This is a genomic window from Roseomonas sp. GC11 (genome assembly GCF_024437745.1).
In the GTDB taxonomy this organism is placed as follows: Bacteria; Pseudomonadota; Alphaproteobacteria; order Acetobacterales; family Acetobacteraceae; genus Pseudoroseomonas.
Genome location: NZ_JANFNY010000004.1, coordinates 47,889 through 63,441 on the forward strand (window position 1 = coordinate 47,889; position 15,553 = coordinate 63,441).

14 protein-coding genes are annotated in these 15,553 nt (G+C 65.2%); all 14 read right to left on the minus strand.

The features are described 5' to 3' along the window. Positions 1-87 precede the first annotated feature (87 nt). The 14 genes from NON00_RS02235 to NON00_RS02300 all read right to left on the minus strand — a co-directional run bounded on the left by NON00_RS02235 (position 88) and on the right by NON00_RS02300 (position 15,072). Positions 88-483 (minus strand): hypothetical protein, encoded by a 396-nt coding sequence (locus tag NON00_RS02235; RefSeq protein WP_256017234.1) that lies wholly within the window; start codon positions 481-483, stop codon positions 88-90. Between the two features lie 137 nt (positions 484-620). Further along, positions 621-944 carry a hypothetical protein gene (locus tag NON00_RS02240; protein ID WP_256017236.1) on the minus strand — a complete coding sequence of 108 codons (324 nt, stop codon included), beginning with the start codon at positions 942-944 and terminating at the stop codon, positions 621-623. Positions 945-988: 44 nt separating this feature from the next. After that, on the minus strand, positions 989-1,219 hold the full coding sequence (locus NON00_RS02245; protein WP_256017237.1) for a hypothetical protein: 231 nt from the start codon (positions 1,217-1,219) through the stop codon (positions 989-991). Between the two features lie 35 nt (positions 1,220-1,254). Next, positions 1,255-1,461 carry a hypothetical protein gene (locus NON00_RS02250; RefSeq protein WP_256017238.1) on the minus strand — a complete coding sequence of 69 codons (207 nt, stop codon included), beginning with the start codon at positions 1,459-1,461 and terminating at the stop codon, positions 1,255-1,257. A gap of 863 nt (positions 1,462-2,324) precedes the next feature. Further along, positions 2,325-3,989, minus strand: coding sequence for a phage terminase large subunit (gene terL / locus NON00_RS02255; RefSeq protein ID WP_256017239.1), 1,665 nt, complete (start codon positions 3,987-3,989; stop codon positions 2,325-2,327). A gap of 134 nt (positions 3,990-4,123) precedes the next feature. Beyond that, positions 4,124-4,744, minus strand: coding sequence for a hypothetical protein (locus NON00_RS02260; RefSeq protein WP_256017240.1), 621 nt, complete (start codon positions 4,742-4,744; stop codon positions 4,124-4,126). Then, positions 4,744-4,965: a hypothetical protein gene (locus tag NON00_RS02265; RefSeq protein WP_256017241.1), complete on the minus strand. Its 222-nt coding sequence runs from the start codon at positions 4,963-4,965 to the stop codon at positions 4,744-4,746. Before NON00_RS02265 ends, NON00_RS02260 begins: the two co-directional genes overlap by 1 nt. Beyond that, positions 4,962-5,360, minus strand: a complete 399-nt coding sequence (locus NON00_RS02270; protein ID WP_256017244.1) for a cell wall hydrolase — start codon at positions 5,358-5,360, stop codon at positions 4,962-4,964. The genes NON00_RS02265 and NON00_RS02270 overlap by 4 nt, the downstream gene beginning before the upstream one ends. Before the next feature lie 3 nt (positions 5,361-5,363). Then, the gene (locus NON00_RS02275; protein ID WP_256017246.1) at positions 5,364-5,543 is read right to left on the minus strand and encodes a hypothetical protein; all 180 of its coding nucleotides are present in this window, start codon (positions 5,541-5,543) and stop codon (positions 5,364-5,366) included. A 2-nt stretch (positions 5,544-5,545) separates the two neighbouring features. Beyond that, positions 5,546-5,749, minus strand: a complete 204-nt coding sequence (locus tag NON00_RS02280) for a hypothetical protein (protein ID WP_256017249.1) — start codon at positions 5,747-5,749, stop codon at positions 5,546-5,548. 205 nt (positions 5,750-5,954) lie between these two features. Next, entirely contained in the window at positions 5,955-8,246 is a 2,292-nt protein-coding gene (locus NON00_RS02285; RefSeq protein ID WP_256017251.1) for a phage tail fiber protein, read from the minus strand. Positions 8,247-8,292: 46 nt separating this feature from the next. Beyond that, positions 8,293-12,564 carry a hypothetical protein gene (locus NON00_RS02290; protein ID WP_256017254.1) on the minus strand — a complete coding sequence of 1,424 codons (4,272 nt, stop codon included), beginning with the start codon at positions 12,562-12,564 and terminating at the stop codon, positions 8,293-8,295. 9 nt (positions 12,565-12,573) lie between these two features. After that, positions 12,574-14,358 carry a hypothetical protein gene (locus NON00_RS02295; RefSeq protein WP_256017257.1) on the minus strand — a complete coding sequence of 595 codons (1,785 nt, stop codon included), beginning with the start codon at positions 14,356-14,358 and terminating at the stop codon, positions 12,574-12,576. Positions 14,359-14,511: 153 nt separating this feature from the next. Then, a complete protein-coding gene (locus NON00_RS02300) occupies positions 14,512-15,072 on the minus strand; it encodes a hypothetical protein (RefSeq protein ID WP_256017260.1) in 561 nt (186 codons plus the stop codon). Positions 15,073-15,553 lie beyond the last annotated feature (481 nt).

The window sequence follows — 15,553 nt, forward strand, 5'->3', positions numbered from 1 at the left end:
TCCTCCTTCTAGCGGTGCCAATCGCACCACCCGGCACCCTCACGGCTGCCTATTGAGCAACCGCAGGGTGTGGGGCGGAGCGACCGGTTAGACCGCCAGAATGACCTTGAAGCCCGCATCCTGAAGGCGCCGGTCCCACCCATAGCCATCATCCTGGCGAAGCGCCTGGCGGAACCGGAGGAATGCCGCGCGCTCCTCTGGGGTGGAGTGGGGCGTGCCATCGGCATACTCGCCGCCGCTCAGTTCGAGGGGCAGCCTGTCCGCCGCAGAGGCGCACGCCGCGCTGCGCTTGTCGTATCCGTAACCCGCCGCACACCCCCGCACCATCGGCTCGCCCACCCAATGGACGTAGGCATAGAGACGCCCCTCACCCGCCTTGGGGAACTTCAGGGCAACCGTGGCAACCCGCTCGCCACCCAGCAGGACCACATAGGCGGACACATTGGCGAAGGCGGCGCGGTGCTGGTCATAAATGTTAGCCATGACAAGGGTTCCTCTGAAGGAGAGACCAAGGCGCAGCTAGGGCGCGCCCAGGGCGGACCATCCGCGACCATCAGGCACCATGTGGGGTGCCTTAGGTTTCGCCCCTGTGGTCCTCTAGGGGCTCTTCAGGCGGCGGGTTAGCGACGGGAGGGCAGACCAAGCAGGCGCGAAACCCGCGCATAACTGGCGGCGGTGATATTGCGCGGCGGGTGGATGCAGCGCGTTTCAACCGCGCCAGTCTCGTAATCTGTGCGCCCGTCCGCCTCGGCCCACCAATTGCCGCAATCCTCTTGCGGGTATGCAAGCCGCATGGCATCGCGCAACGACATCCGCACATCGCCAATCTCATTGGCGGACTGGCGCCACTCCCCGGGGAGCACAAACCCCCGTTCCGCGGCGTCTCCTTCCTCGGCGCTTTCTGGCGTCACAATCTCATAGGTGACAGAGAACAGTTCAGGCATGACAAGGGTTCCTTTGAGGTAGGGGTTAGGTCACAGAGAGGGCGTTAGGCGGTCTGCACGTCAAGCAGCGTGGCTACGCCGTAGTGGGTACCAATGGACGCCCTCACGCGCTTGCCCTGGTAATTCGTCACCGAATACCCCAGCGAGCTATCGACCGGGGTACGGCACTCCCACCCATCCACCCGCAGGAGCCAGCGCGGGTTGCCGTTGGTGCTGCTGGGGAGGCGCCGGATGATTTCGAGGGTGCCGGTGTGGGTGGTGACATTGCGAGACATGACAGGAGTTCCTTTGAGGTAGGGGTAAGAGCAAATCAACCCGGCAGGCGAGGCATGAAGGCCCGCGCCGTCTTCGCCGTGGCGAGCGGGAGGGAGTGCAGGGAGAGCGCGATACGCACCCCGTAGCGCGGCTTCTTCTGCGCCCATTGCGCGGCCAATGCCGTCCGATACGCCGCAGCATCGGCCAGGCATTGCGCATGGAGCGCGCGGCGGGGGCGGATGGTGGTGGCGGTGCGGGTCATGATGAGGGTTCCTTCGAGGTGGTGTTTGTCTATGAGGCAATCTCTACCCTGAGGGAGAGGGCACGTCAAGCGGTTTGCGTGACGAAATGCGGGGCGTGATGCAGATTTTTTTGGCGCCCCTGGGAATGTGCAGACGCCTCCAAGCCCCCTCAGGCTACCCCTGTAGCGCCCCCTGGGCTGCACGGCGCCTGGCACTCAACGGCGGCGGCGGAAACCAAGGGTGGCGGGTGGGTGTGCCGGTGGGCGGCGCATGGGCACCGGCTGGTGATCCTCTGGATGTGCTCGGGGTGCGCTCTGGGTGATCCGTGGGGCGCGTGGGTGCCTCCACAGAAGAGGGAAAAACAACAGATGCCGCCACACGCGGGCGGCAGCATCCGGCCAGCCCAGGCGCCACCCTCGCACCCCCAAGCTGCGCCCTGGGCACACCTCAGGCACCCAAAGGCCCCCGCCAGGCTGCCCCCGTCACCCGAAACGGTCTCACAAACCGTCGGATGATGAGGCAAATCAATGGGTTGCACAGACCGCAGCGCCCGGAAGGTGCCCGATAAGCGCCCCGCAGGGTATTGCTCGGGCGCGCGTGGGTGCGCATGGGCGCCTGCGGGCACGCCTGGGCGCGCGCGAGGGGGTACGGGGGGATACGCGCTTGGCCCTAACCGCGTTCCCGGTCAGGCATATGCGCATCAAATATCGAGGGTCTAACCCCTTGATAGCACGAGTGGAGGGGGAATTGGGGGATTAGCCCTCTTTTACGCAGTCCCCATGCCGCCTGAAAGCTACTATAAGGATACCCTATAGGAGACCCTTAGGTGATCCTCAGGTTCCCCTCAGGTTCCCCTTAGGATACCCTCATGCTCACCCTGGGATTACCCAGGAAGAGAGAGCCAGGAGGTACCCTCCCTCTGCTTATCTCCCAGAGCCTCTTCCATGAACCTCCTCAGTTCCTCTTCCATGAGCCTCTGCTTGTGGTCATCCACAGCCTTCTCATCGTCCTTAGCCATGTTCTCCACCCAGTAGTGAACTGCGATGGAGAGAGCATCCAGGCGGTCATCGTGCTTGATGGCCCCCCGGTCCCGCGTGATGCGGGTCATCTGGTAGAACAAGGAGTAACTGCTGGCTTTCTCCTGGGGGTGCTGATTGTAGTTCTCAGCGTCCCTTCGGATCAGGGCTTCATCGACCACCAGGCGGTGCTGGTTCAGGACCGGCTCCAGGGTCTCGATGATGCGCCTCTCCTTCTGGGTCGAGTGGTGAACCTCCGTGGTCGTGCAGGGGTACACCCGGTCAAGGTGAGGGCGAAGCAGGGCGATGAACATGCCATCACCCATGTTCTTCTCAACGATGATCTCCTTCACCTTGAACCTCTTGGCGGTCTCCGCGAGCTTCTTCAGGTTATCATCGTGATACCCTCCGGTGAGCCCTTGGCAGTCCAAGAGGTACAGCCTGCCATTCAGCATGGCGACCACGGCATAACCCAGTTCGTCAGCGCCTCGGCCTGAAGGGTCGATAGCCATGACGATGCCTTGGTAGGTCTGCCACTCCTGGGAGACGAAGATGGGCCGGTGGTAGCGGTCACCGGAGAAGCCAAGTAGGGGGAGACCCTGCACCACCACATCCCCAGAGGATGCCCAGGCGAGCTTCACGGGGGCCTGCTGGGGGTCGCAGCCCATCACGATCAGGTCTCGCAGCTTCAGCGGGAACTTCTCAGCATCGCTTAGGCTGGTGTCGAGCATGAACTGCAAGGCGAACCCAGAGCGACCATAGGATAGCTCTCGCTCAATCAGGTCGCTCTCGGGGAACCGCGAAGGCTCCACCGGGGAACCCTCAGGGGCACCTCGGGATATCTGCTCGATGACCCAGGGGGCCAGCCAGGGGCCGTACTTGTCCCTTTGGGTCTGGGTCGGGTAGCGCACCGGCCAGATGCGCACCTCATATCCGCGGGTGGCAAGCTGCCGGGTGTAGATGCTCTCCTCGGTCTGCGCCGTGCCAAGGTAGATGATCTGCCCGTTCGGCTTCAGTACCGCGTCGAACTCCTTCACGAGTTCAGCCAGCTTCTCGCGCTTGCCCACGGTGTCGGAGTTGTTCGTGATCTCCACGTCATCCGCCACGATGGTATCCGCACGGGAGCCCGTAAGCTGCCCGGTGATGCCCACGGATTTGACCGAGGGGGATGCGTCGGTCTTGGCTGGGCCAACCTCCCAGCGTTCCAGGGAGGTCAACTGGCCCTCCTTGGCGCGGAGGTGCTGGAGGAAGGGCACCTCTTCGATGAGGCGCTTGGCGAACAGCGAGAAGGCGTTGGCGCGGTCGCTGCTGGCGGAGACCACCATCACCTTGTGGTCGGGGTTCCGATAGAGAAGCCAAATGACGAAGATCGCGGTGATCCAGCTTTTCCCGATGCCCCGGAAGGCCATGATGATGCGGCGCCGGGGGCCATGCTGGAGGTAGCGCGCAATGTCGTATTGTACTGGGGTCGGGGTCGGAAGCCCGAGATGCTGGAACACAGCAAAGAGGAAGTTGCGGAAGTCTGCTGCCAAGGGGTCGCTTGGCGGGGTGGCCTTGGGTGCAGCCAGGATAGCCTCAGGATTTTGTCTGGTTTAGTCTGTGCGGCGGCTGAAGAGCCGTCCGGTGGGGTAGTAGCGGGGAGAGGCCGAAGCCCCTCCCAGCACTCCTACGGTCCTCCGTGGCGGAGACCGATCAGCGGGGAACCAGCGTTCAACTGCTGCGCCCAGATGCTCCTCGCGGGTCGCGTGGGGAGCCCACTGGCGAAGGGCTGGCTGTTCGCCCAGAGGCCGGTGGCGGTGGTGGCGGCGGAGATCGGCAGGGAAGCCATGTCCGCTACGCCCAACTGGGTGGCCCAAGCGGGGTTTGTGGCGACTGAGGCGACCGAGGGGAGCGTGCCGCCGGTACCCGCCGTGGCGAACAGGGAGGCCAGCCAGTAGAGCCCATTGGTCATCTGGAGGGGCCTGTTGCCACTCGCCGGGGTGGCGATATCCTGCACCTTGGCCCCCACCGTGTTCAGCCCAGCGATGACGTTGGAAGTGTAGAGAAGGCGCCCAGGCAGCCCGTGCTCATCCTCATAGATGCCCAGGATCACCTGCGGGAGACCGCCGGTACCCACGGTCATCGCCGTGGTCACCCGGATGCCGATCTGGTCAGGCACCAGGGTATCCTCCGACACATCGAAGGGGGTCACATAGAGCCGATCAAAGGTGATCGCTGCCGGAGCATAGACTGCCACCGACATGGGAAAGTACACCCTGCCGGGCATGTAGGAACGAAAGCGAAGCATTAGGCATCCTCGTCGGTGAACGGGAGATTGGCGACGGCGGAGGTGAGGGTGCGCCCCTCGCGGGACTTCAGGAGGTCCGCGGTCACCTTGTTGTCCGCCAGGAACTTCCGGGCCACTTCGAGGTCCGCAGGCTTCACCTCTTCGCCTGACTGAATGCGGCGCAGAAGGTCACGCAGAAGAGCCGCGTGGAGGTCTGCGAGGAGATCGTCGGTGTAGCTCATCCGATGGCGTAGAAAACATGCGAGCCGAGGGTCGCGGTGGGGGTCATCCCGCGCGCCCAGGGCGGCGAGACGGAGACCGTATGGTAGTGGTCAGCGCCCCCTGTGGTGTCCGCCAGGCGCCCCATGAGGGCTTCCCAGGCGACCTGAAGGCAGACCGCAGCGGCAGGGGAGGACAGGTCCAGGGCCACCAGCTTGGGGCGGTTGGGGTCGCTCTGGTTCCAACAGGAGAACTGGAAGGGCTTCAGGCAGACCGCCGAGATCGAAGCCCCGAACCGCCTGGGATTTGGATGGGCAGCCCGGTTGAGGATCACCGAAGCGACCGCCCGGATGCCCAACAGGCCCTCCCCGCGTGCCTCACCATAGAGGGTGCGAGCGAGGGCCTGGAGGTCGTTCATGGGTTACTGCTTGGCCCGGCGGGAGACCAGACCGGCGACCATCTCCAGAGCGCGGTACGCGCGCCCCACCCAGAGGTCATCCTTGGGGGTCGGCGTCAGGTTGACGATGACGAGGGCCAGGGTGTGCGCTGCGGCGATCACCGCCCAAAGGCTGTCGAAGTTGTCGAGGATAGTCTGGATCATGTTCAGGTTCCGAAGGGGAGTTTGAAGTGCTGGGCGAGATACGATGCAATCGCCCCGAGGACGCCAGCGGCGCCCATGAGCTTGGCCCGGTCACCTTCCATGGTGCGCAGGCGCGCCTCGTGGTCCTGTCCGGTGGCGAGGATCATGTCGATCTTCGCTTCGATCCGGGCCAGGCGTTCGGCCAGAGGGGGGGCGTTATCCGCCATCGTCGGTCACCGGGGGCTCCACGGGGGGAGCCGGAAGCTCCGGCCCCGTGATCTGCCCAGAGGTCACCCGCATGACCCCCAAAGCCTGCCCCATGGAGACCTGAAGGGCGACTGCGGGGGTCACGGGGTGATCCGTGGGGAGAGGGGTGACGCAGACGATGACGCCGCTGGGGTCAACGACGAGATAGTGCTGCATGGTCTGAGACTACAACTTAGGCTTCACAGCCCTGATGAAGAGAGTACCGGCATTCACATCCACCGCCGCGCCTGTGTTGTTCGTCAGGAGCGTTCGGATCGTGTTGGTGCCTGTGGGAACCCAGGTAAGCGGGAGGGTGGTGGCAGTGGTGAACCCCGCCGTCACGCTGTCCCCGGGACGGAAGCCTGTGCATGTCCAGTTCTGCGTATCGACGGCAGCCGATGCGAGGCTCGGAGGATCATACGCGAAGGACCAAGTGTATTCCCTGACGCCCCACTTCCGGCTTCCCCCGAAGAGAACGGCAGGGGAGAACAGGGCCGGGGTGTAGATGCGCAGGGCGCGCAGGATCGCTGTGGCGCTGCCCCCACGCACGCCGATGAAGCAAATCTTGGCGTTGTCGTGGATGGTCACCCGCTGGAGCCGGTTCAGCGCCAGACCACCAGAGAGGCTGTCAAGGTCAGCGTTGCCCTCCCAGAAGTAGGAGGGGCTACCTCCCCACACAGTGTTCATGTTCGAGAACAGGACCGGGCTGGTGCTGTCCAAGACATTCTCACTGGCGTCAAACTGCATCACCACAGGGCGCAGTTCGCTGCCCTCCGCCGCCAGGAAGAACTCCTTGCAGAGTGAGCAATCGAGGACGAAGCCCACAGCGCGACTGGTCGGGATACCCACCGTGTCGGCATTAAGGGTGAACAGCGTCAGCCCGGCGAAGGCGAAGCCCGTCAGGTTGGTCGGAGGCCCCGAGGGATTGGCGGAGAGGACCGCCATCTGCTCGAACCCCACACCATCCGTCACGTCAATGGTCTGGCGGAAGGCGCGCTGGCGTACATTCTCCGCCGCCGCCACCAGCCGAGGCGCGCCGTGGGCAGCCATGGCCTGATGCTTGGGGAGGACCGTGAGGCCCGCACGGGTGGCGGTGCTGGTGTAGAGCACAGCGTTGCCAGTGAAGGCATAGGTGCCCGTGTAGCTCACCGCAAAGCTGCAATCGTTGGGACCGCCCGTGACTTTGGCGACGTAGGGGCTGCACGCCTCCATGCGCACATCGTGGGCGTGGACGCCGCGCTCATCTCCCGCATCAAATAGGAACGGGATCGCCTCCCGCACCGGATAGGTCACCCCATCGCCACGCTGAAGTTCGAACGCAGGCCCGAAGAACGAATGGGCGTTGTGCCGATTGTACGCCCCAGAGGCGCAGGAGTAGCGCACCCCGTACCGCGCGGTGGTCGTGTTCGTGGCCGAGGAGTTAGCGAAGTGGCCCCCGTAGAACCGCAGGCTGTTGACCCACGAGGCAGCCTGAAGCGTCCTCAGGTCCAACCCATAGCGGCAATCGACGATGCGTCCCAGTTGGATATCGCTGTCCTCGCAGCCCACGCCATCGGAGAGAAGCTGCACGCCGATGGTGAACTTCTCAACACGAACGATCTCCACCTTGCAGGCATCAATGTTGTTGAGGCGCACCCCAACGAAATCATCGTTGGTCCATGCTGACTGGGTTGCCGCGGTCACACGGATGCCCCGGTAGGTCTGCGCCTGCGCCCGAGTGGAACCACTCTCCCCCAGGACCAGCGCAGGGCAATCCTGCGGGCCATCATAGAGGATTTCACCATCCATCGTGACGCTCACCGTGGAGGCCACGGAGACCGTGGTGGTGATCCGCCAGGTGCCATAGGGGATGTACAGGGGGATGCCTCGGGCAGCCGCCACGGTGGCAGCCGCTTGCAGCGCCGCCGTGTCGTCAGCGGTGCCACTCCCGATGCCCCCGTGGTTCCTGGGGTCAGCCCGGTTGCCCAGGATGGACGCCAGGAGGCGGCTGGTGGAGCCACCCTCAGGGGTCACCCCGTCGCTGCTCCGGTCGAGCCCCGAGATCATCGAGATTTCCCCGGAGCCACCGAAGGCGAGCACCTTGTTGGCGCGCAGGCTTGCTTCGGGGAGAAGCATGTTCAGCCCGTACTCGCGCGAAGGGCGCCTCAGGGTGCGCTGCTGGAGTTCCGCGTAGAGGTCAGCGGTCTCCTGGGCGTAGTAGATCAACTGGTCCCGGAGCAGGTTCATATCCCGCTCGCGGATGTTGCTTACATCATCCCACCGGACCAGTTCACCGGAGGGAGTGGTCCGCTGCACGCGGACGGTGGCTCCCGCTGTGGGGATGCTGGTGAGCGTGATGGCCCCGTCATGGAGCCAGGAGAAGGTTGCCGCCACATCGTTCACGAGGACCGAGACGTGCGCGCGGCTAATGAACGGGAACGTGACCGCAAAGGTCGCCGTCACGCCGTTCGCCGTATAGTCAGTGTATGAGAGGGCCATGTCCGTGAAAGGTGGTGGGGAGGGCGGTTAACCCTCCCCGTTGGCTTCAATCTTCCTGGGGTTCTGCGCCGCCCAGGATCGCAGGGATAAGCTGCTGCCGCTTCTTGATCCGCGCATCGCGGACCATCGCAGCGAACTCCGGCTGTTCCTGCATCATCAGGGCTTCGCCAGCCATTTTGTACTGCCTCACGACACGCTGGAGCATCATCCGCTTGGAGCCGGTGGTGCCGTCACGCGCATCGTCAGTGAGCCGCTGGTATTCCGAGGACTGCACCAGGGCATCCAGCGCCTCCTGCATGGTACGCCCGCCCAGCGTGGCATCCTGGCTGGTGAGGACGATCAGCCGATCCCGAAGCTCCGGGGTCAGCTTCACGCCATCCGAGGTGCGCCAGGGGACAAGCGGCTGCATGTCATAGCCCAGCCGCCGAAGCTCTTGGAGGAACGGAGAGCGGGCCTCGTTGCGATACTGGAGGGGCGAGATGGCGCCCAGGAGGCCACCAGTGGTCTCGCTTCCCCAACCCACAGGGACCGTCACGGGGTTCCCCATGAGGTCGCGGATCGGGGGCAGCGTCGAGGAGAACCCTGGGGTGCTCGCCATGATCCTGTTGAGGGTCTGGCGGAGAACCGGGAACTGCTCATCGGTGCCGTTGACGCGAACCTCCCGGCTTGTCGGGTCAACCACACGGGCAGCCTGGCGGAGCGCGGCAGAGTACGGAACCATGGATGCCGCTGTGTTGGAGAGGAACCGGGTCATCGCCTCGCCAGCGTTCGTGTCGCCCTCCAGCGGATTGTTGATGGTACCAAAGAGGTCCATCACACCCTTGAAGGCCGTCTTATTCGCCAGGAAGTCCACCATCGCCATGATGTAGCTGGTGGTGAGGTTCTGCATCGTAGGCGCATCCTTGTAGGTCCAAAGCTGCGCAATGTCCGCCAGGATGCCCAGATGCATGGACACAGGGTCGAAGCGACCGAAGGGGACATAGGAGGAGTTACCGTCCTTGTCCGTCACGCGGATCGAGTAGGGCATTGCCCCCGTGGCCCTCTCTGCGGCCCCTTGGTTACCCTGGGGGATCGCTCCGGTGATCTGGCCGGTGGAGACCATGTACACCCCAGCGCCCCACAGGGAGGCACCCACGGAGATGCGGCCCAACGCCGTGCGCTGCGCCAGTTCCCCGTTGCGGCCCATGGCGTCCCGCCAGAATTGCCCGGAGAGCGCATTACCAGCGATGGAGTGATCCACGAACCACTTCAGGATGTTCGTCGGGGTGGTGACGAAGGGCATGACCAGGCGGAGCAAGGGGACCGACTGGGTGATCCCTTGGAGCCGTGAGCCGATCCGGTCGAGGATGCGCCCGTTATAGTCGAGCTTCTGGGTGAAGGTCGCCTCTTCGGCGTACTTCCGCGCCAGAGCATCCATCTCCTGCGAGGGGCCGTTCATGGCCCGGATGATGAACTCGCCCAGGGCCTTGTCATCCGCAAGCTCCCCGCGGCGGAGCATGTCCAGCCCCTCCTCGGTCGCCTGACGGCGCAGGTCCATCCGGTAGTTCAGCCCCTTCATGATCTCATCAGAACTCATCAGGAGCCGCGTGGGCAGTCGCACCGCCTTCCCGCCCCAATCGAGCATCCAAGCCCCCACGGGGTTGGTGACGTTGAAGGTGGAGGCGCTGATGGCCTGCGGCGGCAGCGCACCGTTCCCCACCTGAGTGGCGGAGGAGAAGGTGGGGCTGTCCTGCCAGAAGGACTTCATCCCATGTAGGAGTTCAGGCTTCATCCCCTTGCGCGCATAAAGCTCGCCCAGGGCGTCCGACTGCACACCCTCACGGGCTGCCATCTGGAGAAGCCTGATGTGGTCGATGAAGCTCTCCCCGAGAGCGTGGTACATCGCCACACCACCCCGCACAGCACCCCAGTTTGCCGTCACCGCGCCGCCCATGATGTGCCGCATCGGGTTGATGAGGGCCGAGAGGGTGTTCGAGGTGATGTTGATGGCGTGGGTGACGGGGCCACTCAGGATGTTGTTGATGAACAACTCCGAAGTGGCAGCCATGAAGCGTTCCCACCCGGTCCCCTTGAACACCCTGGCAAGCTGCTCGGGGGTCTGGAGGAGGGAGGCTCGCTTGGCGAACTTCAGGACCGCATCAGCGCCCCCAGCCTCCGCCGTCATCGCTGCCACTTCATCCGGGGTGAGCCGGAGCATCTGGTCAGCGTCGATCTGGAGAGACCGCAGGGCACGCCCGAAGCTGCTGGCGGTGCCCTCGAAGTACTCCCTGGCTTCCCTGGCTTTACCCACTGCGAGGACCAGTTCACCCATTGCCGCCGTGTCCCCACCCGCCACTCGCCGGGAGAGGTCGAGGACGGACTGGCTGGCGGACTGCATGTACCGCTTGGCGAGGACCGCCATGGCATCGAGGTTGCGGGTCTGGTCGAAGGTGCGCGCCAGGGCCGCACGGGCAGCCTCCGGGGTAGCCGCGATGCTATCCGCCAGGGCCAGCGTGACCGCTTCGGACTTCACCCGCTGGTTCGCCACGGTGAACGCTGGGGCGTACACATCGTGAAGCGCATTGAGGACCGAGGTGATCCCTTCGCGCCCCTGAACGTGCATCGGGTTGATCCCGATGAGGTTCATGGCGTCGTCAGGCTTGCCCTCGGACAGGAGGCGCTGAACCTCCTTCGTCCCGGCCTCGTCGATCTGGATGGCACGGGCCACATCATCAGGGAGTTTCATCCCCATGCGCTGCGCCGCGGTGCCGGTGGGGGCGGCAGTTGGCAGGGCCTCACCAGAAGCCTTCACAGCCGCCCCAGGATTTGTCTGGGAGGGAACAGCCTGTTGCCCCGCAGGGGTAGCACCGGGGGCGCCCTGGGTGGCCTGTGCGGGCTTTGGCGGGGTGGCAGCGGCGATGGCCCGATCCAGGGCTTCGCGCTCCTCCTGCGTCAGCATCCCCTTCGCCATCAGGGTCTCATAAGCTTCCCTGGCGCCACGAAGCTCGGCTTGCGCCTCTGCGATCATGCGGGAAAGCTCGGCCTGCCCTGGGTCACCCTGGATTGCCCTGGGGGACGGTGCGTCAGGCGTGGGGGTCGCACGGGCAGCATCCCACCCTTCGCCACGGCCCTCGGCGGCCTGACGCCACTCCTGCATGGGAGCAAGCTCACCAGGCTCCACCACGTCCTGCACCCGCCGGGTTTCCCGGGCGGCCACCGCCGCTTCCTCCTCGGCGCCCTTACGGAGGCGCCCGAAGGTCTCATCAGCGAACGTCAGGTTGTCGAGGATGTTCTGCCGCAGGGCGACTTCTCGCGCCGCAGCCTCCACCTCCCGCACCCCCTCATTCGAGATGGCACGCTGCATGTCCCCGTAGGACCGCTGGCCCTGGAGCTTGTCGATCGCATCGTTGATGCTACCGCGCTCCCGCTCCGCCACCATCTGCCACGGCTCGGGGAAGCTTTCCTCACCCGGCAGGGTGCCCCGGCGGTACCGCTCGAAGGGAACCTCTGCTCCCTCCTGCACCGCCTGCGGGGGAACCACAGGGGCCGCCTGGGCTGCCTCGGAGGCGATCCGCTGGTCCACCGGACGGAGCGCCCGGTAGATGCCCACGGCGGCCTTGGTGAGCGGCGTCAGGACCGTCTCAGCGATGGCGCCCAGACCGGCACCTTCAGCCACAGACTTCAGGCGGCGCTCAATGCCGCTGTCATCCGCATCCGTCGCGAGGATTGAGGGGATCGGAACCCCAGCCTCCCGCAACGCGGCGGAGAGGTTGTCGTCGGAGGTGGCCGTCAGGGTGAAGTCCAGAGGGGCACCCACGGCAGCACCACGCCCGATCCGGCCAAGCAGGGTTGGCGCCCTGGTTGCCCAGGAGAGAGCCCCGGTGGCCTTCTGGAGGAGACCAGCACCACCGAAGAAGGTACCGAGTTCCTGGGTGATCGTGCCGGTCACCGTGTCGGGCTGGTAGATTTCCCGCCGCGCGAGGTTCCCGATGGAGGGCGCCACATCCATATCCTGGGTGACGCGCTGGGCAGTCTCAGGGGACATGATGCCCACCGCCTGGGCGCCGGAGAGCATCGCATCGCGGATGCCCCGGTCAACGTCCGAGAGGGCCACCACGGCGCGCCTGGGGATTTCCAGGGGCAGCGTGGCAAGGGCGCCAGCGGCATCCTTCACATGATCGAAGAAGCCCCTGCGGTTGCCCTGCTGGGCCACCAGAGCCTTGTCCTGCTCCTGCTGGGCCAGGGCCAGTTCCATCTCGAAATCAAGATCGTCACCGGCAACCTGGGGCTGCTCACTGAGCACCGCCGAGGTGACCGAGGTATCAAGGCTTCCGCTCAACGGCTTTCCTTATGGGGTGGGGTTGCGGAGTTCGCGGAGACGCTTGGCGATCTCCTGGCGGATAGCCGCAGGGTTGCTTGGATCGAGGCCATTCTGCTGCGCCCACTGGCGCACCGAAGGGCTGTTGGGATCGGAGTTGAGGGCAGCACCCACAGCCACGAGTTCTCCCCGCTGGGTAGCCACCTGGCGAAGGCGCTGCACCGGATCGGCAGGGGTCTCCTGGCGTGTCTGGGGCTGCTGTGGGCGGGCCTGAGGGGAGCTTGGGGGTGACGCTGCGGCGCCGCTTCGGGAGCCCACAGAGGGCGCCTGGGGCGACACGGATTCCACCAGTCGCCTCGCGGCATCGTTGGAAAAGGTGAAGATATCCTGCCCCGTGGGGCGCTTACCCTCTCGCCACTGGTCATAGTACCAGCGCATCGTCTGTTCAGCGAGTTGCTGCTGCGCCTGGGCGATCCTCTCGGGGGTCTGGTTGGGACCAAGACCCCGCATCAGCGGATCATCAAAGCGAGACTGGAGAGACTGCTGGAGGAAGGACCGGGCAGCGGAGTATTCCGTGGAGCCCAAGGGAGACTGCGGGCGGACACTGGGATCGCTCTCGGAGCGCCGAATGTCATCCAGAAGGCGCCCTGCGTCAGGCCCTCGCATCGAGCCCATCGCCACCTCCCGCACCACATCGGCACGGAGTTCCGTGAGATCGTCTGCGGAGCGCGCTGCCAGGAGGCGCCCGATGAACCCATTGAACACCTGCTCGGACTGCTGGCTGCGCGCGCGGTCCTCGCTGTGCTCCCGCTGCCGGGTGATCGTCTCATTCATCGCGTGGAAGCGTGCGAGGAACCCAGGGTCACGCGAAGCCTGCGCCCGGATATCCTCGGGGGATACGTTGGCGCCCTGGAAGAAGATGCTATCCAGAAGCCTATCCCCGTCACGCCGCGCCTGCCGATCCGCGCGCGCGGCTGCGCGCTCCGCCCGGCTCTCCCGCCGCTCCATCTCGTTCATCGCACGATCCCGGAGAACACGAAGTTGCTCCAGGGCGCGAGGAGAAGAGCCGAAGCCGGGGAGGGTGCGCCCGGGGTTCTGGTCATCGGGCCGCGGCGCGAAAGCCACCGCCTCGATGAGCCTCACGCTGTCCGCTGGGTTGGCCCTGTTCGTCACATCGGTCAGGGCGGAGAGAGACTGCATGAGGATGGCATTCACCTCCTCCCCCGAGTAGCCGAACCGGCGAAGCTCAAAGCCCGCCCGATGGAACACCTCGGTGACCTTGGGGGCCGCATCGGTGAGCGAGGTGCGGCCATCGGAGAGGATACCCCCGGCCTCGTTGCGGATACGCTCCACCACTTGCTCGCGGCCTCGATTGGCTACGTTCTCGCGGACGGTGCGGGTGTGCTCCTCGCCTAGCTGCTGGCGGACGCTCTGGGCGACCTGCTGGAACCCCTGGAGGTATGTCTGGTCATTGGCATCCCCGAGGAACGCCTGCATCCGCTGGTCAATCCAGCCCTGCACGGCGTTGGCATCTTCGCCCTGACGTCCCTCCCATGTCTGGTAGTCAGCCCGAAGGCGCTCCCCGAACCGCTGGGCGTCCACAATGCCCTTGCCCTGGCGATACCCCAGTTGCCACCAAGGGTTATCAATGGGGGCCATGCGGCCCTCGCGGACTTCCCTCTCATAGTCGCGCATGGACTGCGCATAGCTCTTACCGGCGGCGGTCTGCCGCTCCTGCTCCTGCTGGTTCTGAACCTCAGCGAAGCGGCGGAAGGAGGGAAGGAACTCGGATAGCCCCTGAGCCACCGCGCGCATCCCGCTCTCGCCTGCGCCTGGCGCGACGATTTCACGGGGCAGCGAGAGAGGCCGGGGAGCCTCAATGTTGGTGGGGATGGGGGAGGCGGAGGGGCGCAGCCCGAGGCGTTCAGGCAGACCGCCGGTTAGGGGCGTGGGCTGGCGTGCCATGCGTTACCAGTCTCGATCCGTGACGGCGCGATCTGAGGCGCCCTGGGTTGACGATGAGGAAGAGGGAAGAGAACCGAGGGAGACACTGGGGGACTGCTTGGCGCGCGCCGTGAAGTAGTCCGTTGCCGCGCTGCCGAAGCCGAACAGGAGTTCCAGGGCGGAACCGCCAGCGCGCAGAATGGGCGAGGTGGGCGCGATAGGATCACGCAGGGCGTTGAGCCGGGACTGGTAGTTGGCATCCGCAGCGTCGATGTTCCGGCGCACCTGGGCCACCGCAGCGTCCGTGTTGGCGCTGTCATCGGTGCTCTGGCGGCTGAAGCCTTGGAACTGCTCCAACATCAGGGCGGAGATGGTATTCCCCGCCACACCCATAGAGGCAGCCCCGGCGGTAATCCGGCCCTGGGCCTGCCGCCTCTCCACGCTGCGCTGGTCCTGCCGCTCCGCCTGGGCATCCCGCTCCTGAAGGATGCGGCTGTTCAGGCTGTTGATCGTGAGGCCCCGAGAGGTACCCTCGTTCACCCGCTGGGCAGCGTTATAGTCTATGACCTGCTGCCGCTCGGCCACCTGCCGATTGTACTCAGCGGTGGCGCGGGCATTGGAGAAGGCTGCTTCTTCGTTCTTCGCTAGGAAGCTGGAGATGGAGCGCCCTGCGGTGCCCACAGCGGTGATCTCAGGGGACCACTCGGCCACCCTGGAGGCGAAGGACTGGGAGGGCTGCGAGGAAGCCTGAGGGGAAGCCTGCTGGTCCCCTGAGGAGGAACCCCCGAGGCCCACAAAGCTCCCTATGGTTCCCAGCACCTTGGAAACGTCAGACGTGCACATGCTCGCTTTGGCGATGGAAGGGGATGAATAGGTGGCCCTGAAGGGGGACCGGGGGGTGTAACTGGTAGCCCAGGCGGCGGAGGAACCGCAGGTGGGCTTCGTTGCGCGCATCGGCTGCGTTGGCGAGGACCGGGAAGGTCTCATGCCAGCGAGCGATTAGGTGCCGCGCCAGTTTGACCATGGAGATCGGATGGCGCGCGAAGAGGGGAGTGCAGAGGAGCCA

Excerpts from the sequence above, each read along its gene's own strand:
- NON00_RS02295 (WP_256017257.1), bottom strand. The coding sequence starts at position 14,358 with ATGCGCGCGGTGGCTCAGGGGCTATCCGAGTTCCTTCCCTCCTTCCGC.
- NON00_RS02270 (WP_256017244.1), bottom strand. The coding sequence starts at position 5,360 with ATGAACGACCTCCAGGCCCTCGCTCGCACCCTCTATGGTGAGGCACGC.
- NON00_RS02275 (WP_256017246.1), bottom strand. The coding sequence starts at position 5,543 with ATGATCCAGACTATCCTCGACAACTTCGACAGCCTTTGGGCGGTGATC.
- NON00_RS02240 (WP_256017236.1), bottom strand. The coding sequence starts at position 944 with ATGCCTGAACTGTTCTCTGTCACCTATGAGATTGTGACGCCAGAAAGC.
- NON00_RS02260 (WP_256017240.1), bottom strand. The coding sequence starts at position 4,744 with ATGCTTCGCTTTCGTTCCTACATGCCCGGCAGGGTGTACTTTCCCATG.
- NON00_RS02235 (WP_256017234.1), bottom strand. The coding sequence starts at position 483 with ATGGCTAACATTTATGACCAGCACCGCGCCGCCTTCGCCAATGTGTCC.
- NON00_RS02250 (WP_256017238.1), bottom strand. The coding sequence starts at position 1,461 with ATGACCCGCACCGCCACCACCATCCGCCCCCGCCGCGCGCTCCATGCG.
- NON00_RS02280 (WP_256017249.1), bottom strand. The coding sequence starts at position 5,749 with ATGGCGGATAACGCCCCCCCTCTGGCCGAACGCCTGGCCCGGATCGAA.
- NON00_RS02265 (WP_256017241.1), bottom strand. The coding sequence starts at position 4,965 with ATGAGCTACACCGACGATCTCCTCGCAGACCTCCACGCGGCTCTTCTG.
- NON00_RS02245 (WP_256017237.1), bottom strand. The coding sequence starts at position 1,219 with ATGTCTCGCAATGTCACCACCCACACCGGCACCCTCGAAATCATCCGG.
- NON00_RS02285 (WP_256017251.1), bottom strand. The coding sequence starts at position 8,246 with ATGGCCCTCTCATACACTGACTATACGGCGAACGGCGTGACGGCGACC.